General features: G+C 66.8%; 20 protein-coding genes, 1 tRNA gene and 1 other RNA gene. 11 read left to right on the plus strand and 11 right to left on the minus strand.

The window, feature by feature from the left end:
* Position 1: 1 nt before the first annotated feature.
* The 3 genes from epsC to msrA all read right to left on the minus strand — a co-directional run bounded on the left by epsC (position 2) and on the right by msrA (position 2146).
* A complete protein-coding gene (gene epsC / locus AC1DXI_RS07305) occupies positions 2 to 586 on the minus strand; it encodes a serine O-acetyltransferase EpsC (RefSeq protein WP_018773413.1) in 585 nt (194 codons plus the stop codon).
* Between the two features lie 34 nt (positions 587 to 620).
* Positions 621 to 1556: a cysteine synthase A gene (gene cysK, locus AC1DXI_RS07310; protein ID WP_476938050.1), complete on the minus strand. Its 936-nt coding sequence runs from the start codon at positions 1554 to 1556 to the stop codon at positions 621 to 623.
* A gap of 65 nt (positions 1557 to 1621) precedes the next feature.
* Positions 1622 to 2146 (minus strand): peptide-methionine (S)-S-oxide reductase MsrA, encoded by a 525-nt coding sequence (gene msrA, locus AC1DXI_RS07315; RefSeq protein WP_476856936.1) that lies wholly within the window; start codon positions 2144 to 2146, stop codon positions 1622 to 1624.
* Between the two features lie 99 nt (positions 2147 to 2245).
* Between msrA and AC1DXI_RS07320 the strand changes: the two genes are divergently transcribed.
* Together AC1DXI_RS07320 and AC1DXI_RS07325 are read left to right on the plus strand one after the other, a co-directional pair.
* A complete protein-coding gene (locus AC1DXI_RS07320; protein ID WP_476938051.1) occupies positions 2246 to 3169 on the plus strand; it encodes a Nif3-like dinuclear metal center hexameric protein in 924 nt (307 codons plus the stop codon).
* A gap of 123 nt (positions 3170 to 3292) precedes the next feature.
* Entirely contained in the window at positions 3293 to 4030 is a 738-nt protein-coding gene (locus AC1DXI_RS07325) for a zinc ribbon domain-containing protein (protein WP_018773409.1), read from the plus strand.
* Between the two features lie 7 nt (positions 4031 to 4037).
* On the opposite strand, the gene AC1DXI_RS07330 is transcribed toward AC1DXI_RS07325, so the two are convergent.
* The 3 genes from AC1DXI_RS07330 to AC1DXI_RS07340 all read right to left on the minus strand — a co-directional run bounded on the left by AC1DXI_RS07330 (position 4038) and on the right by AC1DXI_RS07340 (position 6665).
* Positions 4038 to 4802, minus strand: a complete 765-nt coding sequence (locus AC1DXI_RS07330; protein ID WP_476938052.1) for a YaaA family protein — start codon at positions 4800 to 4802, stop codon at positions 4038 to 4040.
* A gap of 72 nt (positions 4803 to 4874) precedes the next feature.
* Entirely contained in the window at positions 4875 to 5783 is a 909-nt protein-coding gene (locus tag AC1DXI_RS07335) for an alpha/beta hydrolase (protein WP_476938053.1), read from the minus strand.
* Positions 5784 to 5813: 30 nt separating this feature from the next.
* Complete coding sequence (locus AC1DXI_RS07340) at positions 5814 to 6665, minus strand: slipin family protein (RefSeq protein ID WP_476938054.1); 852 nt, start codon at positions 6663 to 6665, stop codon at positions 5814 to 5816.
* A gap of 110 nt (positions 6666 to 6775) precedes the next feature.
* Between AC1DXI_RS07340 and rnpB the strand changes: the two genes are divergently transcribed.
* The 8 genes from rnpB (at position 6776) to AC1DXI_RS07380 (ending at position 14128) form a co-directional block, all read left to right on the plus strand.
* Positions 6776 to 7169: RNase P RNA component class A (gene rnpB / locus AC1DXI_RS07345), an RNA gene on the plus strand.
* Positions 7170 to 7319: 150 nt separating this feature from the next.
* Positions 7320 to 8990 carry a GMC family oxidoreductase gene (locus AC1DXI_RS07350; protein WP_476938055.1) on the plus strand — a complete coding sequence of 557 codons (1671 nt, stop codon included), beginning with the start codon at positions 7320 to 7322 and terminating at the stop codon, positions 8988 to 8990.
* A 229-nt stretch (positions 8991 to 9219) separates the two neighbouring features.
* Entirely contained in the window at positions 9220 to 10710 is a 1491-nt protein-coding gene (locus AC1DXI_RS07355; protein WP_476938056.1) for a glyceraldehyde-3-phosphate dehydrogenase, read from the plus strand.
* Between the two features lie 88 nt (positions 10711 to 10798).
* On the plus strand, positions 10799 to 11008 hold the full coding sequence (locus AC1DXI_RS07360) for a hypothetical protein (RefSeq protein ID WP_018773403.1): 210 nt from the start codon (positions 10799 to 10801) through the stop codon (positions 11006 to 11008).
* Positions 11009 to 11117: 109 nt separating this feature from the next.
* On the plus strand, positions 11118 to 11915 hold the full coding sequence (locus AC1DXI_RS07365) for an HNH endonuclease family protein (protein ID WP_476938057.1): 798 nt from the start codon (positions 11118 to 11120) through the stop codon (positions 11913 to 11915).
* Between the two features lie 107 nt (positions 11916 to 12022).
* Entirely contained in the window at positions 12023 to 12919 is an 897-nt protein-coding gene (gene ppk2, locus AC1DXI_RS07370; RefSeq protein ID WP_476938058.1) for a polyphosphate kinase 2, read from the plus strand.
* Positions 12920 to 12949: 30 nt separating this feature from the next.
* The gene (locus AC1DXI_RS07375) at positions 12950 to 13408 is read left to right on the plus strand and encodes a DUF1579 family protein (RefSeq protein WP_476938059.1); all 459 of its coding nucleotides are present in this window, start codon (positions 12950 to 12952) and stop codon (positions 13406 to 13408) included.
* A 9-nt stretch (positions 13409 to 13417) separates the two neighbouring features.
* Positions 13418 to 14128, plus strand: coding sequence for an alpha/beta fold hydrolase (locus AC1DXI_RS07380; protein WP_476938060.1), 711 nt, complete (start codon positions 13418 to 13420; stop codon positions 14126 to 14128).
* A 67-nt stretch (positions 14129 to 14195) separates the two neighbouring features.
* Here the strand turns inward: AC1DXI_RS07380 and def are convergent, their stop codons facing one another.
* The 4 genes from def to orn form a co-directional block, all read right to left on the minus strand.
* A complete protein-coding gene (gene def, locus AC1DXI_RS07385) occupies positions 14196 to 14768 on the minus strand; it encodes a peptide deformylase (protein WP_079554719.1) in 573 nt (190 codons plus the stop codon).
* A gap of 40 nt (positions 14769 to 14808) precedes the next feature.
* A complete protein-coding gene (locus AC1DXI_RS07390; RefSeq protein WP_476938061.1) occupies positions 14809 to 15963 on the minus strand; it encodes an acyl-CoA dehydrogenase family protein in 1155 nt (384 codons plus the stop codon).
* Between the two features lie 93 nt (positions 15964 to 16056).
* Positions 16057 to 16129, minus strand: a tRNA-His gene (locus tag AC1DXI_RS07395).
* A gap of 200 nt (positions 16130 to 16329) precedes the next feature.
* Positions 16330 to 16962 (minus strand): oligoribonuclease, encoded by a 633-nt coding sequence (orn, locus tag AC1DXI_RS07400; RefSeq protein ID WP_476938062.1) that lies wholly within the window; start codon positions 16960 to 16962, stop codon positions 16330 to 16332.
* A gap of 168 nt (positions 16963 to 17130) precedes the next feature.
* Between orn and mptB the strand changes: the two genes are divergently transcribed.
* Positions 17131 to 18756: a polyprenol phosphomannose-dependent alpha 1,6 mannosyltransferase MptB gene (gene mptB / locus AC1DXI_RS07405; protein ID WP_476938063.1), complete on the plus strand. Its 1626-nt coding sequence runs from the start codon at positions 17131 to 17133 to the stop codon at positions 18754 to 18756.
* Here mptB and AC1DXI_RS07410 read toward each other — a convergent pair.
* Positions 18753 to 19436, minus strand: a complete 684-nt coding sequence (locus AC1DXI_RS07410; RefSeq protein ID WP_476938064.1) for a DNA alkylation repair protein — start codon at positions 19434 to 19436, stop codon at positions 18753 to 18755. The genes mptB and AC1DXI_RS07410 overlap by 4 nt on opposite strands.
* Between the last annotated feature and the right edge of the window lie 75 nt (positions 19437 to 19511).

Raw genomic sequence — 19511 nt, forward strand, 5'->3', positions numbered from 1 at the left:
TCTAGATCCGGTATTCGATCAGGTATTCGGCCGGGTCGACGGCGGGCTTGGTCTCGCGCTGCGCGTCGCGGTGCCGCCATGTGGCCGGCACGCCGGTGACGATTGATTCGGCCGGGGCGTCCTTGACCACCACGGCGTTGGCGCCGACGGCGCTGTCCCGGCCGATGGTGATGGGGCCCAGGATCTTGGCGCCCGCGCCGATCACCACGCGGTCCTCGATGGTGGGGTGGCGTTTGATCTTGGCGAGCGAGCGGCCGCCGAGGGTCACGCCGTGGTAGATCATGACGTCCTCGCCGATCTCGGCCGTCTCGCCGATGACCACGCCCATGCCGTGGTCGATGAAGAAGCGCCGGCCGATGGTCGCGCCGGGGTGGATCTCGATGCCGGTCAGGAACCGGGCGAGCTGGGAGATGAGCCGCGCCGGGAAGCGCAGGGCGGGGTTTTGCCACAGCCGGTGCGTCAGGCGGTGGAACCAGATCGCGTGCAGGCCGGAATAGGCGAAGAAGTTCTCAAAAGAACCTCGAGCCGCCGGGTCGTGGGACCGGGCGGCGTCGAGGTCTTCCTTCAGTCTTGCGAAGAAGCTCACAAAGACCTTTCTGGGCAATCGTGGGTCAGCGGACTTAGCCGCGGATGTCGTCGTACAGCACGGTGGAGATATAGCGCTCACCAAAGTCGCACACCACGGCAACAATGAGTTTACCGGCGTTCTCCGGGCGCTTGGCGAGCTCCAGGGCCGCCCAGACGATGGCGCCGGAGGAGATGCCGCCCAGGATGCCTTCCTTGATGCCGAGATCGCGTGCCACCCGGACGGAATCTTCCAGCGTGGCGTCGATGACCTCGTCGTAGACGTTGGTGTCCAGGATGTCGGGAATGAAGTTCGCGCCGAGGCCCTGGATCTTGTGCGGGCCCGGGGCGCCGCCGTTGAGGATGGCGGAGTCCTTCGGCTCGACGGCGACGATCTGGACCTCCGGATTGCGTTCCTTCAGGACCTGTCCGACGCCGGTGACGGTGCCGCCGGTGCCGACGCCGGCGACGAAGATGTCCACCTTGCCGTTGGTGTCGGCCCAGACTTCCTCGGCCGTCGTGCGGCGGTGGATCTCCGGGTTGGCCTCGTTGGCGAACTGCTGGGCCCAGATGGAGTTCTCCGTGTTGGCCACGATCTCCTGGGCCTTCTCCACGGCGCCGCGCATGCCCTCGGAACCGGGGGTCAGGACAATTTCGGCGCCATACGCGCGCAGCATGACCCGGCGCTCGGTGGACATGGTCTCCGGCATGGTCAGGATGACCTTGTAGCCGCGGGCCGCGCCCACCATGGCCAGGGCGATTCCGGTGTTGCCGGACGTGCCTTCGACGATGGTGCCGCCGGGCTTGAGGGCACCGGACTTCTCGGCAGCGTCAACAATCGCGACGCCGATCCGGTCCTTGACGCTGTTGGCCGGGTTGTAGAACTCCAGCTTGACGGCCACGGTGGCGTCAAGGCCTTCGGTCAGCCGGTTCAGCCGGACCAGCGGAGTTCCGCCTACCAGCTGGGTTACATCGTCATAGATCGGTGCCATGTATGTATGCCTGTCTTTGAAGAGGGTTGACTGAGGTCAGCCTAACGAGCGCCTACAGGCCCTAGCTAAGCATTAAGCCATGCAGAGTAATATTTCCTCGCCTTGGCCAGCTTCGGGTTAATGATGACCTGGCAGTAGCCCTGCTCCGGGTATTTGGCGAAGTAGTCCTGGTGGATTTCCTCGGCCATATGGAACTGCGGCAGCCTGCTGACCTCGGTGACGATCGGGTGCCGCCACAGGGCCTGGTTCCGCTCGATCGCCTCCTCGAACAGGATCTTCTCCTCGGTGGTCTCGTAGAACATTGAGGAACGGTACTGGGTCCCGACGTCGTAGCCCTGCCGGTTCAACGTGGTGGGGTCGTGGAGGGCGAAGAACATGTCCAGGATGACCTCGGCGGGAATGACGTCCTCGTCGAACGTCACCGCCACCACCTCGGCGTGGCCTGTGGTCCCGGAGCACACAGAGTAGTAGTCGGGGCTGCGGTCATGGCCTCCGGTGTAGCCCGATACGACCGAGCTGACACCCTTGGTTTTCTGGTAGACGGCGTCGAGGCACCAAAAGCAGCCTCCGCCGAGGACAAAAGTTCTCATGATCTCTTCAATGGTTCGAGGGCCTCGATGATTCCCCACCCACCTTACGAGAGTGTTACGAGTGACCGGGCCGCCCGCGGATAGGGTAAAAATGGGGGTATGGAACCTGTGAACACCGATGTTTCAGCGGAATCCGACCGCCCTGCTGCCTCCGTCGACGGCGATAGCGGCACCGGGGAGGCCACGGGCGCCGCGACGCTGGGCCTGATCCAGCTGGCAGTGGAGGAGCTCTGGCCCGAATCCCTCGCCGAGGACTGGGACGAGGTGGGCCTGGTGGCCGGCCACCCGAACGCCGAGGTGCACCGGGTCATGTTCGCGGTCGATCCGACCCTTGACGTGATCGAGGAAGCCATTGACTTCGGTGCCGAGCTGCTCATCACGCACCATCCGCTGTTGCTCAAGGGCGTGACGTCCGTTGCCGCGAACACGGCCAAGGGCAAGGCCGTGCACCGCCTCATCGAGTCCGGGACCGCGCTGCTGACCGTACACACCAACGGTGATTCCGCCGTCGGGGGAGTTTCCGACGTCCTGGCCGACGCGCTGGGCCTGCAGAACGTGGCCCCGCTGACGCCCGCAGCGAACGGGCTCCCCGAGGAAGGCATCGGCCGCGTCGGCGACCTTGAAGAGGTCCTGACGCTGGGTGATTTCGCGGCCCGCGTATACGGCATCCTGCCCTCGGTGGCCGGCGGCGTCCGGGTCTCGGGGGATCGGGACGGGCTGATCCGGCGGGTGGCTGTCTGCGGCGGCGCCGGCGATTCCCTCTTCGGCGAGGTGCGGGCCAGCAACGCGGACGTCTACGTCACGGCGGACCTGCGGCACCACCCGGCATCGGAAGCCCGGGAGGCGGCGGTCAACGACCGGCCGTACCTGATCGACGTTTCCCACTTCGCCAGCGAATGGCTGTGGCTGCCTGCGGCCGCCGAAGCGCTGGGCAATGTGCTCACCGACCAGGGCCACGACGTCGAGATCCGGGTCAGTGCCACCAACAGCGACCCGTGGGACTTCATTCTGACTCCGGGCTAAGCCTGGCGTGCGAGGGGCCCCGGGTGAGCGTAGCGAGGCCGGGGAGCACGCTAGGCGCTAGAGTCTAAGGAGCGCCGGGACGGTGCCCGGCTTCGGCCGGATTGGATTTAGCGGAGGTAAATAGTGGCCAAGGCAGCACCGGCGGAACAGTTGAAGTTGCTCGAACTGCAGGGACTCGATGCCAAGCTCAAGTCCTTGTCCAACCGCCGGCGAAGCCTTGAAAGCGATTCCCGCATCACGGACCTGGAAGCCGCCCTCAGCGTGGCCAACGGTGAGCTCGGTGCCGCGAAGGTGGCCGTCCACGACGCTGAACTGGAACTCAAGCGCTCAGAGGCCGACGTCGAGCAGGTTGCCTCCCGGATCGAACGCGACGAGGCCAGGCTCAACAGCGGCACGGGGCTGTCCAAGGACCTCGTCGCCCTCCAGCGGGACCTCGTCTCCCTGAACAAGCGCCGCTCGGACCTTGAGGACGTCGAGCTCGAAGTCCTCGAACGGCTCGACTCGCTCCGCGCCCGCCAGGCGGCCCAGCAGCAGATCGTGGACGACATCCAGGGCTCCTTCGGCTCCATCCGTGCCGAGCTGGACGAGCAGCTGGCCGAGATCGCCGCCGAAGCCACGGTGGTGCGGGGGCAGCGTGCCGAGTTCGCCGCCGGACTCGACGCCGGAATGCTCGCCGTCTACGAGAAGACCCTGGCCAAGCGTGGCGTCGGCGCCGCCCGGCTCTTCCACGGCACCTCGGAAGGCTCCGGTATGCACCTGAGCCCGGGCGACCTGGCCGAGATCAAGGCCGCCGCCGAGGACGACATCGTGTTCTGCCCCGACTCCGGCTGCATCCTGGTCCGCTCGGCCGACTGGGCCTAAGCAGTTCCTAGCCCGGCAGGATGATGTTCAGGGTGTGCGGCTTCCGGGCCGTGCCCGCAACGAGTTCGGCAACCCATTTCTCCGCCGCCGCCTTCTGCAGCTGTGCGGGGGATTGGGGCGCCTTGCCCCGGCGGCTGAGCAAATGGCGTGCCAGCTCACCCCGGGTGTGCTTGGCAAAGTGGCTGACCACCTTGCGCACGCCGGCGGTCTCGGTGAAGACGTTCACAGCCACCGTCTGTTCCGGCGGGGGAGTCCAGGCCGCGGCGTAGGTGCTGGACCGGCAGTCCACCAGCAGCTGGCCCGCGGCGGCCGCGGCCAGCACGTCGCCCAGTTGCGGCTTCCAGAACGAGGCGAGCCGTCCGACGTCGGGCAGCGATGTCCCCATCGACAGCCGGTAGGCCGGCACACGGTCCGCGAAGCGGATGGCGCCCCACAGGGCGGAGACCACCAGCACCGATTCGTCGGCCCTCTTTCGCTGCGCCGGGGTCAGCGAGTTGTAGCCGAGGGCGTCAAAGAGCACCCCGGAATACACCTGGTGGGCCGGGGCGGCAGGTTCTGCGTGCAGCCGTGTGTTGCGTTCGACGTCGGCACTCAGGGAAGCGCCGACGCCCAGCAGCGCCAGGGCGTCCTCGTGGGCACTGACGGTACCGAGCGCCTCCAGGACCTTGGCGCGCGAGCTGTTGAGGGCGGGAAAGCTCAACGCGGTCCAGTCGGCGGCGTCCCCGCCGGTCGCGGGAGTCTTGCCCTCGGAGGGCGGCAGCAGAATTAGCACCGTACGATCTTACCGGCGGCTGCCTTCCCAGGACCGCCGTCCGGGGCCCGGGGGCCGGCGATTGGCGGCGGTTCAGGCGAGGTTGTAGCCGAGAAAGGACACGACCCCGGGCAGGATGGTGCGCCAGTAGCCGTAGTCGTGGCCGCCGGGCTGGAAGCCGCCCTCGATTTCGCCCGGGAGTCCCGCCCGGTAGTGGCGAACAGTGGCGGCAAGCTCGTCCGCGGTGCCGCAGTCGATCCGTTTGGGCAGCGCTGCGAGCCGGGGCCGGAGCGCGAAAACGTCGTGGGCGGCGAAGTCTTCCGGGCCGTCGAACGCGGTATCCTGGCGCGGGTCGTAATGGTCCCAGACCGCAGGACTCATGGCCGCGACGGCCCGGACCCCGGGGAGCCGGCCCTGCGAGGCGAGCAGAAGGGCACCGAAACCCCCCATCGAGAGGCCGACGAGGCCGATCCTGCCAAGGTCGAAGCCCTGGCCGCCGAGGAACGGAACAAATTCCTTCACCAGCATCGACTGCGTGTCACTGCCGTCGGCGCGCGGGTGCCACCAGGTGTTTCCGCCGTCCACGGCCGCGATCGCGAAGGGCGCGCCGCCGGCGTCGAGGTGCCGTTGCAGTGCCTCGTGGGCCGCCAGGTCCTCCAGCAGAGCCGTGTGACTGCCGCCCAGTCCGTGAAGAAACACGGCCAGGGGGAGTTCGGGCGGCGCGCCGCCGGGCGGCAGCTCCGGCGTCGCCAGCGACCAGTGGCTCGCGGTCCCCGGACGGAAAGCCGAGACGAACGAACCCGTGCTGGTACGGACCGTCAGCGGGCCGGCGTAGGTCCGCGGTGCCGTCGTCGGGCTCGTGGGGTTCGCTGGCGCGGGGCTTGCCGGCCGGGACGTTTCGGTGGGCGCGAGCCCGCCCGTGCACGCCGCGAGGGCGGAGGCGCCCAAACCGATCCCTGCCAGCCCCAGCAGGCGGCGCCGGTTCAGGGCAGACTCGTCCATCCCTCGATAATAGGCGCGCCGGTCCGGGCGCTACGCGGCCTTGATCGGTGACGCCGGTGATTCCGCCGGTGTCGCTGCGGGTGCAGCCGCCGGCATCCCTGCCTTGGCCGCGTGGTCCTCGCGGGCCAGGAAAGCGGCCAGCTCGGCGATGGTGCTCATCAGGGGCGCGGGGAAGACGACGGTTGAGTTCTTGTCCACCCCGATCTCCACCAGGGACTGCAGATTCCGCAACTGCAGGGCGACGGGGTGGGCCATCATCGTGTCGGACGCCGCGCCGAGCGCCACGGCTGCGATCGCCTCACCTTCGGCCGAGATGATCTTGGCCCGCTTCTCCCGCTCGGCTTCCGCCTGCCGGGCCATCGCCCGCTTCATGCTCTCAGGAAGCTGGATGTCCTTGAGTTCGACGAGCGTTACTTCGACGCCCCATTCCAGGGTCATCGCGTCAAGGATTATGCGGATGTCGCTGTTGATGCGCTCGGTCTCCGAGAGCGTCTGGTCCAGGCTGTGACGGCCCACGACCTTGCGCAGGGTGGTCTGGGCGATCTGGTTGATGGCCGCCGCCACGTCTTCGATCGCCACGACGGACTTCACGGCGTCGATCACCCGGTAGTAGGCCACTGCCGAGATATCGACGCTGACGTTGTCCTGGGTGATGATGCCCTGCGACTGGATCGGCATCGTCACGATCCGCAGGCTCACCAGCTGAAGCCGGTCCACCACCGGGATGATGAACCGCAGGCCGGGCATCCGGACAGCGACCACCCGGCCCAGCCGGAACAGGACGCCTTGTTCATACTGCCGCACAATCTTGATCGACATCTTGGCCAGAACAACCACCAGGACGATGGCGAGCAGCCAGCTGATGATGGCGGTCCAATTCATCGAGATCGCTTCCTTGACTAGCAGGAATCCTGCTCCAATTCTCCCACCGGCCGCCCCAAAAGGCCCCGGTGCGGCCGCGCCGGCCGGGAGAACGTAGAATAAGCAGCGGATGGGTTGACCAGGCGGCCGCGCGTCACGCAAGTGGCTCGAGGAACGTCCGGGCTCCGCAGAGCAGGGTGGTGGGTAACGCCCACTCGGGGTAACCCGCAGGCCAGTGCCACAGAGAAAAGACCGCCTGCGTGCGGCGTGTGCTTGCACAGGCTGCAGGGCAGGTAAGGGTGAAACGGTGGTGTAAGAGACCACCAGCTTCCCGGGTGACCGGGAAGGCTAGGTAAACCCCACCCGGAGCAAGGCCAGACAGGGCACGTTTGAGGGCTGCTCGCCCGAGTGTCCGGGTAGGCCGCTGGAGGGCGTCGGCAACGGCGTCCGTAGATGGATGGCCGCTACTCCCGCGCCGGCAACAGCGCGGGAACACAGAACCCGGCGTATCGGTCAACCCATCCACCCAACGCCGACTGCACCGTCCCTTCCGCCGCGTGCCGCCCACCTGCGGCGTTGCACGCTACCCCCGGATGCTTGACATCATGGCCGCGGAACTAACACACTTCAATCAACGCTTCAAGGAGCGGTAGTCTCGGCGATGGTTGAGGAGTCATGGTGCCGGACGATGCTGATTACGACTATGTGATCGCCGGGGGTGGTTCCGGCGGCAGCGTTCTGGCCGGCAGACTTAGCGAAGACCCTTCGATACGCGTGCTCCTGCTCGAGGCAGGAAGATCCGACCGCCATCCGTTCATTCACATGCCCGCGGGCTTCCCGAGACTCAAGGGGGGCCCGTATCAGTGGGCTTACAACAGCGTTCCGCAAAAACACAGCAACGGCCGCAGCATCGCGCTTCCTCAGGGCCGGGGACTCGGCGGCGGCGGCTCCATCAACTCCCAGGTCTTCACCCGCGGCGTGGCTGGGGACTACGACGGGTGGGCCGCGGACTACGGATGCGAGGGCTGGTCCGCCGCCGAGGTGTCCAAGTATTTCATCCGCTCGGAATCAAACTCCAGACTCTCAGGACCGCACCATGGAACCCAAGGGCCCCTCGGCGTCTCTGACCTCCGGCGTCCGCACACGCTCTCGGCGGCCTTCGTGCAGGCGGGCCAGGAGTTCGGGCTGCCCTACAACAGCGATTTTAACGGGGCGAAGCAGCTCGGCGTTGGCTTCTACCAGACCACCACCAGGAACGGCCGCCGGTGCAGCGCAGCCGTCGCCTATTTGAAACCCGCGCGCAAGCGGCCCAATCTCACGGTGCGCGTCAACGTGACCGTCTACAAGGTGGTCATCACGAACGGCCGCGCCGTAGGCATCCAGACGATTGAAGGCGGAGTCGCGCGAACCTACGGTGCCCGGCGCGAGGTGCTGATCGCCAGCGGAGCGTTTGGTGCGCCCAAGTTGTTGCAGCTTTCAGGCATTGGCGACCCGGCAGACCTGGCTGCCGCCGGCATCGACGTGATCCACGCCCTGCCCGGGGTCGGGAAGAACCTCCAGGACCACCTTGACCTTGACATCATCTACGAACTCACCGATGACCACAGCCTGGACCGGTTCAATCGGGTACGCCCGGCGACCGTCCTGGCGGGCCTCGAGTATCTGGCTTTCCGTTCGGGACCGTTCGCATCCAACCTCGTCGAAGCGGGTGGCTTCAGCTACGCCAACACAGCTGAGAAATCCCCGGACCTGCAGTTCCACTTCCTGCCCGCAGCGAGGTCGGAGCCGGGCATAGCGTCGCTGCAGCCCGGGTTCGGCATGACGCTGAACTCCTATTTCCTGCGCCCCCGCAGCCGGGGGACAGTCCGGGTCGCATCCTCAGACCCCACACAGTCGCCGCTCATCGATCCAAATTTCCTCGCGGACGACTATGACCTGGAGATGACGATCGCCGGCGTGCAGCAGAGCCGCCAGATCATGGAGCAGACATCGATGGCGGCGTTCATCAAGAAGGAGCACATCGGCGACGGCTCCCGCGTGGCCACCCGCGACGAATACGTGAATTTCGTGCGCTCCTACGGACGGACCTCGTACCACCCGGTCGGCACTTGCGCTATGGGTACCACCGACGATTCCGTAGTCTCCCCGCGGCTGAAGGTCCACGGGCTGGAGGGGCTGCGGGTCGTTGACTCCTCGATCATGCCCCGGCTGGTCAGTGCCAACACGCAGGCACCCACCATCATGATCGCGGAAAAGGCCGTCGACATGATCCTTGAGGACGCAGCCGGGCTGACGCCCGGCGCGGATGGTTTTGCCGACTTCGACGTGGCCCCAGACAGTGTGTGAGTCAATTCACGCGCAACAGGCACCCCACCCGGCCTGGCCGCCCGTAGAATTGATGGTGAACGTAGAAGTTCTGCCGCCGGGTCTGCGTTCGCAGCCGGCGGTTTTTCTTTGCGCTCGATGAGGCGCCCGGGGTGGACCGAATCCCCGCCGGTGCCCGGTACCGGACACCCTCCGGCGGCCGACTTCCCCCTACGAGGACGTAGGGGGTGGATTCTAGGAAGGTAGTTCTGTGAGCCAGACGTCAGATTCTTGTCTTGATACGTGGATGGGCCGTGAGGCGCTCGCCGAGGCGATGATCCCCGTGATCGGCCGGCTGTACCGCGAGAACAACGTGGTGACCTCCATCCACGGACGCAGCCTGATCAACAAGTCCACCATGAATATCCTCAAGGCCCACCGCTTCGCCCGCCGGATGAGCAAGGAAGAACTGCGCCTCGAGGAGACGGCCCCGCTGCTGGAGGCCCTGACCAAGCTTGACCTCGGCGCCGCGGCGATCGACATTGCCCGCCTCACCGAGAAGTACCGCGCCGAGGGCGACGGCGCCAGCCTGGATGAGTTCCTCCGCGCCGAACTGGCCGAGGTTGTCGGCAAGCGCGGTGGCGACGACCGCACCAGCACCGACGTCGTCCTCTACGGCTTCGGCCGCATCGGCCGGCTCCTGGCCCGCCTCCTGATCGAAAAGGCGGGCGGCGGCCACGGCCTGCGCCTGCGCGCCATCGTGGTCCGCCGCGGTTCCGATAACGACCTCAGCAAGCGCGCGAGCCTGCTGCGCCGCGACTCCGTCCACGGCTCGTTCGAAGGCACCATCAAGATTGACCTCGAAAACGACACCATCACGGCCAACGGCGTCCAGATCCAGGTCATCTACTCGGACAACCCCTCCACGGTGGACTACACCGCCTACGGCATCCACGACGCGCTCGTCGTGGACAACACGGGCCGCTGGCGCGACGCCGAGGGCCTGTCCCAGCACCTGCTGAGCAAGGGTGTTGCCCGCGTTCTCCTCACCGCACCGGGCAAGGGCGATCTGAAGAACATCGTGCACGGCATCAACCACGGCACCATCGCCGACTCGGACACGATCGTCTCGGCGGCGTCCTGCACCACGAACGCCATCACCCCTGTGCTCAAGGCGATCAACGACCGCTACGGCGTGGTCCACGGTCACGTGGAGACGGTCCACTCCTTCACGAACGACCAGAACCTGATCGACAACTTCCACAAGGGCGACCGCCGTGGACGCTCTGCCGCGCTGAACATGGTGATCACCGAGACCGGTGCCGCCAAGGCAGTCGCCAAGGCTTTGCCGGAACTGCTCGGCAAGCTCACGGGCAGCTCCATTCGCGTCCCCACCCCGGACGTCTCGCTGGCCATCCTGAACCTGAACCTGGAGAACGGCACCACCAAGGACGAGGTCAACGACTACCTGCGGGAAATGTCGCTGCACTCCGAGCTGCGCAAGCAGGTCGACTACATCGATTCGCCCGAGGTTGTCTCCACAGACTTCGTCGGCTCACGCCGGGCAGGCATCGTCGACGGCCTGGCCACGATCTCCAACGACAAGAACCTCGTCCTCTACGTCTGGTACGACAACGAGTTCGGCTACAGCTGCCAGGTGGTCCGCGTCATGGAGGAAATGGCCGGGGTCAACCCGCCGTCCTTCCCCGCCAAGGACGCCGCGTCCATCCTCGAGGCCGCCGGGCTGCCCGTCGAGGTCTAGCCAGGGCCAACGACCCTGACCGGGACTGGTTCCGCCTTTCCCGGCCGATGCACTGGAATCGGCCGGGAAAGGGACCCACAATGGAGCCATGGAACCGAACCCGGCTGTTGAACACGAGACCACCCTGGAACACGCGCTGGACGTCGCGCGGAGCAACGCGAAAGAAGCGAAGCGGCTGCTGGACGACGCCCTCGTCAAACGCCAGTCCGGTGAAGTCAACGACGACCGGGTGACCCAGCTCCAGGGCCTGCTGGATCTGGCCAACGAAGACCTGAAACGGGTCACACGGGAGCAATAGGCCCCCGCGTTCCGCCACCGGTCCCCAACACTGTGGACAACCGCCCGAGTGGCATGGCGTCCGCATAGGCTCAGGGCGTGCAGCCAAAACGCCGCGAGCGGCCGCCCACATGACCGTCACGTGGATGGATTTCCGCCGCGCCCGCCGCCACTCCCGCCAGGCCTGGATTCTCCTGGCCGCGGCCTGCCTGGCCGTCCTGGGCGGTCTGGTCTGGTTCTTCACGGCTGGCCAGTTTGCCGCCGCGGAGCCGCAAATCGCCGGCCCCCGCGAGGCCCCCGTCATTGCCCGAGGGTGGATGAACGCGGTGGACGCCGTCCGGGCCGTGCCGGAGGGAAGTGCTGCCGGCGTGCTCGACACCCTGGCGGTCAAGGGACGGGCGGCAAAGAACAACTATGACCGGGGCGCCTTCGGCCAGGCGTGGCTCGACGTCGACCGCAACGGCTGCGATACGCGCAACGACATCCTCCGCCGCGACCTGGCGGCCGCCGAATTCGCCAGCGGCTCCCGGTGCCAGGTGGCCGGCGGCACGTTCCAGGAACCGTACACCGGCCGCATGATCGCGTTCCGGCGCGGCGCCGAAACCAGTGCCGCGGTGCAGATCGACCACGTCGTGGCGCTGGGGGACGCGTGGCAAAAGGGCGCCCAGCAGCTCACCGCGCAGCAGCGCGAACACCTGGCCAACGATCCCCTCAACCTGATCGCCGTCGACGGTCCCGCCAACCAGGACAAGAGTGCCTCCGACGCCGCCACCTGGCTGCCGCCAAACAAGGCTTTCCGCTGCCACTACGTCGCCCGCCAAATTTCGGTCAAGGCGGCCTACCGGCTGTGGGTCACGGCCGCAGAAAAGGAGGCGATGAAACGGATCCTGGCCTCTTGCCCAGGGCAGCAGACGATTGTGCCGCGGTGAGGACCCGTCGCGGCTTCCGGGCTGGAGGACCCTTGCAGCCGGTCTCCTGCCCGGCGAGAATGGGCGCGGCGGGACAAACCGCGCGCCGGAATGCTGGAACGGAAACCATGGCACATCGCACGGACGATTCAGGCAAGGGGCACACCGGCCACAAGGCCGGCCACAAGGCCGGCCACAAGAAGGGCTCTGCACGGCGGCAGGCGCGGCTCGACGCCGGAATCTACGAGGCCGAACTTCTGCGGCTCCAGGCGGAACTGGTTGCCCTCCAGGAGTGGGTCCGGAGCACGGGGGCGCGGGTCCTCATTATCTTCGAGGGGCGGGATGCAGCCGGCAAGGGGAGTGCGATCAAGCGGGTCACCGAGTACCTGAATCCGCGGTTTGCCCGGATAGTCGCATTGCCGGCGCCGACGGAGCGCGAACGCGGTGAATGGTACTTCCAGCGCTATGTGGCGCATCTGCCGGCCGCCGGGGAAATCGTCCTGATGGACCGCTCCTGGTACAACCGCGCCGGCGTCGAACACGTGATGGGCTTTTGCACCCCGGCGGAGCACAAACGCTTCATGGCCCAGTGCCCGGTTTTTGAACGGCTCCTCATCCAGGACGGCATCCTGTTCTTCAAGTACTGGTTCTCGATCAGCCACGGGGAACAGGAGCGGCGGTTCAAATCCCGGATGGATGATCCCATGCGGCAATGGAAGCTCTCGCCGATGGACCGGGAGGCAATCCTGCGCTGGGAAGACTACTCAAGGGCCAAAGACGACATGTTCGTACAGACAGACACCGCGGAATCTCCCTGGTACGTGGTGGAAGCCGAAGACAAACGCCGGGCAAGGATCAACCTCATCGCCCACCTGCTCTCCAGCATCGACTACACCGAAGTACGGACAGAACAGGTGACCCTGCCGGAGCGGCCGAAGGCCGTCAACTACACGCGCCCGCCGCGGGAACTGTTCCGCTACGTCCCGGACTTCGCGGCGAGCCTCGAAAAGCCGGCCAAGGACTGAGCGGGATCGATTGGCTCAGTAGACTGCAGCATGGACATTGTGAAATACGTGACACCGATCCTTGGCACCTGGCAGGGACAAAACCGCTTGCGGCTCATGCCCACGGACGACTACAAGGCTTCGGCGGCCACCGCCACGGTGACGGTTACCGCCGCACACTTCGCGAGTGTCGCCTACACCTGGTCAGACGGTGAGAGCCCGCAGGAAGGCCTCCTGATCCTGGCCGGCGGCGCGTCCGGCGCGGATCCCGCCACCGCTGTGTGGCTGGACTCCTGGCACACGGGCAAGGCGCTGATGCAGTTCTCCGGCACTGTGGGCGCCGACGGTGTCCTCCGGCTCAATGGCTCCTATCCGGCGCCGACCGGCCCGGACTGGGGCTGGCAGATCCACCTGCACCCGGCGGACGGCCCGGGCGGACGCATCACCATGCACAACCTGGTCCCGGGCGAGGACCCCTATCAGGTGGTGGAGCTGGAACTCCACCGGTAGGGTACCGGCATGGACATCATCCTCGTACCCGGATTCTGGTTGGACGCCTCGTCGTGGGCGGACGTCACCCCGCCGCTGACCGCGGCCGGGCACAAGGTCTACCCGCTGACATTGCCGGGACTGGAGTCGGCCGATGCGCCGCGCGCCGGCATCGGCCTGCGCACCCACATCGACGCCGTCGTGGCGAAGATCGATTCCTTCGACGCCCCGGTGGTCCTGGTAGGCCACTCCGGCGGCGGAGCCATCATCCACGGCGCCGTCGATGCCCGCCCGGACCGGGTGGCCCGGGCAATCTACGTGGACAGCGGGCCACTGGGGGAGGGCGGGGTCATCAATGACGAACTTCCGGCCGACGGCGACGACGTGCCGCTGCCGCCGTGGGAGCTCTTCGAGGACGCGGACCTCACCGACCTGACCGACGAACTGCGTGCCATGTTCCGTGCCCGCGCCATCCCGCAGCCCCGCGGCGTGGCCCAGGACCGGCAACAGCTCACGGATGAACGCCGCTACGAGGTCCCGGTCACCGTCATCGCCTGCGAATTCCCGTCCGCGATGCTGACGGAAATGATCGCCGGCGGCCACCCGTACGTGGCCGAGCTCGGACGGATCCGCGAGGTCGACTACGTGGACCTGCCCACCGGCCACTGGCCGCAGTTCACCAAGGCTGCTGAGCTCGGCGCCGCCATCCTGGCCGCCGTCGACCGGACCCCGGGGAGCTAACCGCCCGGGCGCCATCCCGCCGATCTCCCTCCAGCCCCGCCAGCCCCCGGCCGTCAGCGCCCGGTTTTCAGTGGCCGAACGGGTCCGGGTCCACCCCTGGCATCCAGGTCAGGCCGGGAACACCCCAGCCGCTGCGCTTGGCCTGCTTCATGGCCCGGCGCGCATAGCGGTCAATCAGGCGGTTGACGTAGAGCTTGCCGTCGAGGTGGTCGTACTCATGCTGGATGACCCGGGCGAACCAGCCGGTCGCCTCGAATTCCACCGGCTTCCCGTCCCCGTCGAAGCCCTGGACCCGCGCCCATTCGGCCCGCTTGAGCGGATACTGGCCGCCGGGGAAGGACAGGCAGCCCTCCTCTTCCTCGTCGGGGTCCGGCAGGGCGCCGGAGATCTTGGAAAGTGTCAGGACAGGGTTGACCACGACGCCGGTGGGCGCGGCGCCGTCGTCGTTGTCGTACTTGTACACGAAGAGCCGCTTGCCGACCCCCACCTGGGGAGCCGCCAGCCCGACGCCGTTGGCGGCGTCGTTGGTCTCGAACATGTCGGCGATCAGGGTGCGGAGCTCGTCGTCGAAGACTTCGACTTCCGCGGCCCGGCGGTGCAGCACGGGCTCGCCCCAGATCGTGATGGGCAGGACGGTCATATCAGAAAAGTTCCTCGGGTGCTGGTGGAGTCGCGGCCGGTCAGCCGGCGATGGTGCGGCCGACGACGTCGCGCATGATTTCGTTGGTGCCGCCGAAGATCGTCAGCAGCCGGGCGGCGAGGTAGGCCTGGGCCACCGGGTATTCCATGATGTAGCCGTAGCCGCCGTGCAGCTGCAGGCAGCGGTCCGTGACGGACTTGGCGCGCTCGGACGCCCACAGTTTGGCACGGGCAGCGCCTGCGGCGTCGAGCTCTCCGGCGTTGAACGCCAGGATGGCCTGGTCCACGTACGCTTCGGTGACCTCGACCTCCGTAAGGATGTCGGCAAGTTCGAAGCGGCTGTTCTGGAAATCGATGATCCGCTCGCCGAACGCGTTGCGGTCCTTCGTGTAGCGGACAGTCGCCTCGTAGGTGGCGCGCACGACGGCGGAGCTTGCCACGGCGATGGCCAGCCGGCCCTGGGGGAGCTGTTCGGCCGCGTACTGCAGGCCCTTGCCCTCCTCGCCGACGAGGTCGGCGTGCGAAACACGGACGTTGTCGAAGAACAGCTCGGCCGTGTCGGAGGCTTTGAGGCCCATTTTGTCCAGCTGCTTGCCGGTGTTGTAGCCCTCACCCTTCTGGACCATGAAAAGCGAGAACGAGTCGCGGTTTCCGCGTCCGGTGCCGCCGTCGGTGCGGGCCAGGACCAGGGAGGCGTCGCCGGAGATGCCGTTGCCGATAAACGTTTTCTGGCCAGTGATCAGCCAGTCGTCGCCGTCGCGGACTGCCTTGGTGCGGATGCCGCGCAGGTCGGAGCCGGCCCCCGGTTCGGTCCAGGCGACCGAGGTGACCTTTTCGCCGGAGACCATGCCCGGGAGCCAGCGGGCCTTGAGGTCATCGGAGCCGTAGGCCAGCAGGTGGGGAAGGACCATGTCATCGTGCAGGTGGAAGGCCAGGCCGACCGCGAGGTGGTTGCTCTTGGCGAATTCCTCGTCGAGCACTGCCCGGAAGCGGTAGTCGGACATCCCCATGCCGCCGAACTCTTCCGGCACGGCCAGGCCCAGCAGGCCCTGCTCGCCGGCAGCGGACCACAGTTCCCGGGACATCATGTGGTCCTCGTCCCACTGGGTGTAGTGGGGAGCGACCGCGCGCGCGTTGAACTCGGCGGCCATCTCACGGAACATCTCGTGGTCTTCTTCAAAGAGCTTGCGCTTCACTGCGATTCCTTCCCATACAGACAACAAAGGCCGCACCGGATAACCGGTGCGGCCTTTGGAAAAGGTCGGACAATCACTGCCGTCCTTCATGAGGGTGAGCGACGGGGGTTGAACCCGCGACCTCCTGGACCACAACCAGGCGCTCTGCCAACTGAGCTACGCCCACCATGTGCCATATCAGGCCCTCCGGCGAACCGGCTGGCTGGAAAGGCAACGACAAATAGCTTACCTGCTGTTTGGGGGTGGTTTTGCCACTTTTGCGATTTTCGCCAAAATTTCCGCGAAACGTGGCGCAGATTACTTTTCTGCGCCACGTCCCCGTCGGCGTTTCATCGGCCCCGCAGCGAGGGGGAGGGTGTGCGGCCGCTACCCGGCGGGGGTCGGCTCGGCTGCTTCGCCGCCCATGACGCGCTTGGCGATCCGCTGCGCCGTGGCACTGTCCGGGCCCGGCGCGGGGACAAACACGGCCTCGCGGTAATACCGGAGTTCGTCGATGGAGTCCTTGATGTCGCCGAGCGCCCGGTGGCCCCCCAGCTTGGCGGGGGACTGGAAGTAGGCCCGGGCAAACCAGCGGCGGGAGAGTTCCTTGATGGTGCTGACGTCGATGACCCGGTAGTGCAGGTGCTCCACCACGTCGGGCATATCGCGAACAAGGAACACGCGGTCGGTGCCCACCGAGTTGCCGCCGAGCGGGGCCTTCCGCGGGTCCGGCACCCATTTCTTGATGTAGTCGAGCACGGCTGCCTGCGCTTCGGCCATCGTCTTGCCGTGCGGAAGCTCCGCCAGCAGGCCGGACCGCGTGTGCATGTCGCGGACAAAGTCGTTCATCTGGGCCAGCGCGGCGTCGTCGGGCTTGATCACGACGTCGACGCCGTCCCCCAGGATGTTGAGCTCCGAATCGGTCACCAGGGCGGCCACCTCGATAAGGGCATCATTCTTGGTGTCCAGGCCGGTCATTTCGCAGTCGATCCAGACGATGCGTTCGTTAGTAATAGGCACTCGCCCAGCCTACCGTTCCGACGCCACAGAGCCGTCCGGTGCTAGGATTTCGAATACGCGGCCGCCGAATTATTTCGGCACTTATTTCTTCAACGCGGCGCCCCGGGCCGGACAATGCGGCCGGCTGTGGGCGGAATTGTGGCCCACAACAGATTGGACGATCCTGACATGACGGCGCCTGTGCCTGCGGCGGGGGAAACGGCTGCCGGTACGTCCAGCCCGTCCACGTCCCGCCCCTCCGCGTCTGCCCGGACTGCGCTCACCCGGACCGCGGCCTCCCCTGAGGGGGAAGGGGCCGTCGGCGACGTCGAGAACCCGCGGTCGCCGATCCTTGCCGGGTTCCTGGGCTCGCTGTTCATGACGATCGGTTCGATCGGCGTCGGCTGGCTTGCCCCCGCGTCCGAACTCCGCCGCGTCCCGCTGTTCATCTGGATGCGCACCGAGGCCTTGGGCGTCGCCCTCTGCATCGTCCTGCTCGCCTTCGGCGGCATGCTGCTGGTCCGCGCCTGGCTGCGGCTCGGCCAGCGCGTCCGGGTCTGGGGGGCCGGCGCCCGCAAGGCCACGCTCCAGGCGACGGTGGCGTGGGGGCTGCCGCTGATGTTCTCGGTGCCGCTGTTCAGCCGCGACGTCTACGCGTACATCGGCCAGGGCAGGCTCATGGTGGAGGGCTTCAACCCCTACGAAAACGGCATTTCGGCGCTGTCCAACTACTTCCAGCTGGGCGCCGACAGAATGTGGACCGAAGCCCCCGTCCCCTACGGGCAGCTGTTCCTATGGATCGAACAGTTCGTGGTCTGGGCCACCAACGTGCACCCCGAAGGCAGCATCATGCTGTTCCGGATCGCGGCCCTGGTGGGCGTGGTCCTCTGCGTGATCTACGTGCCCAAACTGGCCGAACTGCACGGCGTGAACCCGAACCGGGCCCTGTGGCTGACGGCGGCCAACCCGCTGTTCCTCACCAACTTCATCGCCAGCGTCCACAACGACGCCCTCATGATCGGCCTGGCCCTGGCCGGCCTCTATTACTGCGCCACCCGCCGGGTCATCCTCGGAATCGTGCTGGTCACACTCTCCATCTCCGTCAAACCCATCACGGTGGTCTTCCTGCCGTTCATCGGCCTGCTCTGGGCGGGCAAGGGTGCCAGCTGGCCGCGCAAGTTCGTCTTCTGGGCACTCACGGCCGGCCTCAGCCTGGCCCTGCTGTATCTCATGAGCCGGGTCAATGGCTTCGGCTTCGGCTGGATCAACGGGCTGTCCGCCCCGGGCAGCATCTGGATCTGGTACGCGCCCGTCGGCCTAGTGGGCCTGATCGTGGCCTCCATCTCCAACGCCTTCGGGCTCGACGGCTGGGGACTGGCCAAGTGGGCGTTCGACGCCGGCAAGCTGCTCGCCGTCGGGATCGTCGCCTGGCAGATCTTCCGCGGCGACTACGACCGCCTGATGCGCCGGCTCACCCTGGCGTTCGCCGCCGTCGTGCTGCTGTCCCCGATGATCCAGTCCTGGTACATCGTTTGGCTCATTCCGCTTTTCGCCGTCACGGGCATCCGCGACGACTGGCAGGTCAAGGCGCTGTACTTCATCGTGTCCTTCTTCATGGTGTACGCGATCTCGGACCAGCTCGATGTCTTCCCGTACCTGCAGACCGCGGACCTGGGCCTGGCCCTGGCGCTGGCCCGCAACGCCGCGGCGATCATCGCGTTGCTGTTCGCGCTGTACCTGATCTTCCTGGACCCGAAGACCAAGCTGCTGTTCACCAAGTCGGACGAGCCGGTCACCACGCGGCCGATCATCTAGGCAGGCAGGTTCCTGAGCGCTTCCTTACACGAGAGCGCACTGAGCTCGTCGGCATGCCGCCGCACGAACGCCCGCACCCAGGCCGGATCTGTCCTGGCGTATTGGCGCAGCGCCCACCCGATCGCCTTGCGGATGAAGAACTCCCGATCGTCGAGGTTGGCCTCGATCACAGCGGCCAGGAGGGCCGTGTCCGTGGCGGCCTTCGCCCCCAGCTGTGCGGTGATGGCGGCCCGCCGGACCCAGAAATCCTCGTCCCGGCTCCAGCGTTCCAGCACCGGCGTCAGTTCTGCCCGGTGGGCCTGCAACAGGGCGCCCAACCGGTGCGCCACCCCGTCCACCAGGTCCCACCAGGCGCCGGTGCGGATGATTTCCTCATAAATGGCCAGCATGCTCAGTTCCCCGGCAACGGGCTTGAGCCCCGTGAGCTCGATCGCGGCGTAGCGTTCTTCACGGTGGTTTGCGTTGCGCCACAGCACGAGCACCGTGGACTGCAGTTCCGCCAGGCTGGCCGGCGGGTGGTCCGCGGCCGCGGCCCTGACTATGCTACGGACCACGGGAACCCTCACGCCCAGGGACGGCATCTGCGATTTCATGTAAGCCTGTGCCCCCGCGGCGCGGCCAGGATCGGCAGCAGCTTGCAGGCTGCCGCGGATCGCGTCAATCAGTTCCGTGGTGGTCATGAGGCCACTGTAGACATTCCGCGGCGGGCTTTAGAGTTGAACCCAGCAAGCCGCGGCTCCGCGTCGGAAGGGAAT

It is taken from the genome of Arthrobacter sp. P1_H7 (assembly GCF_056405215.1).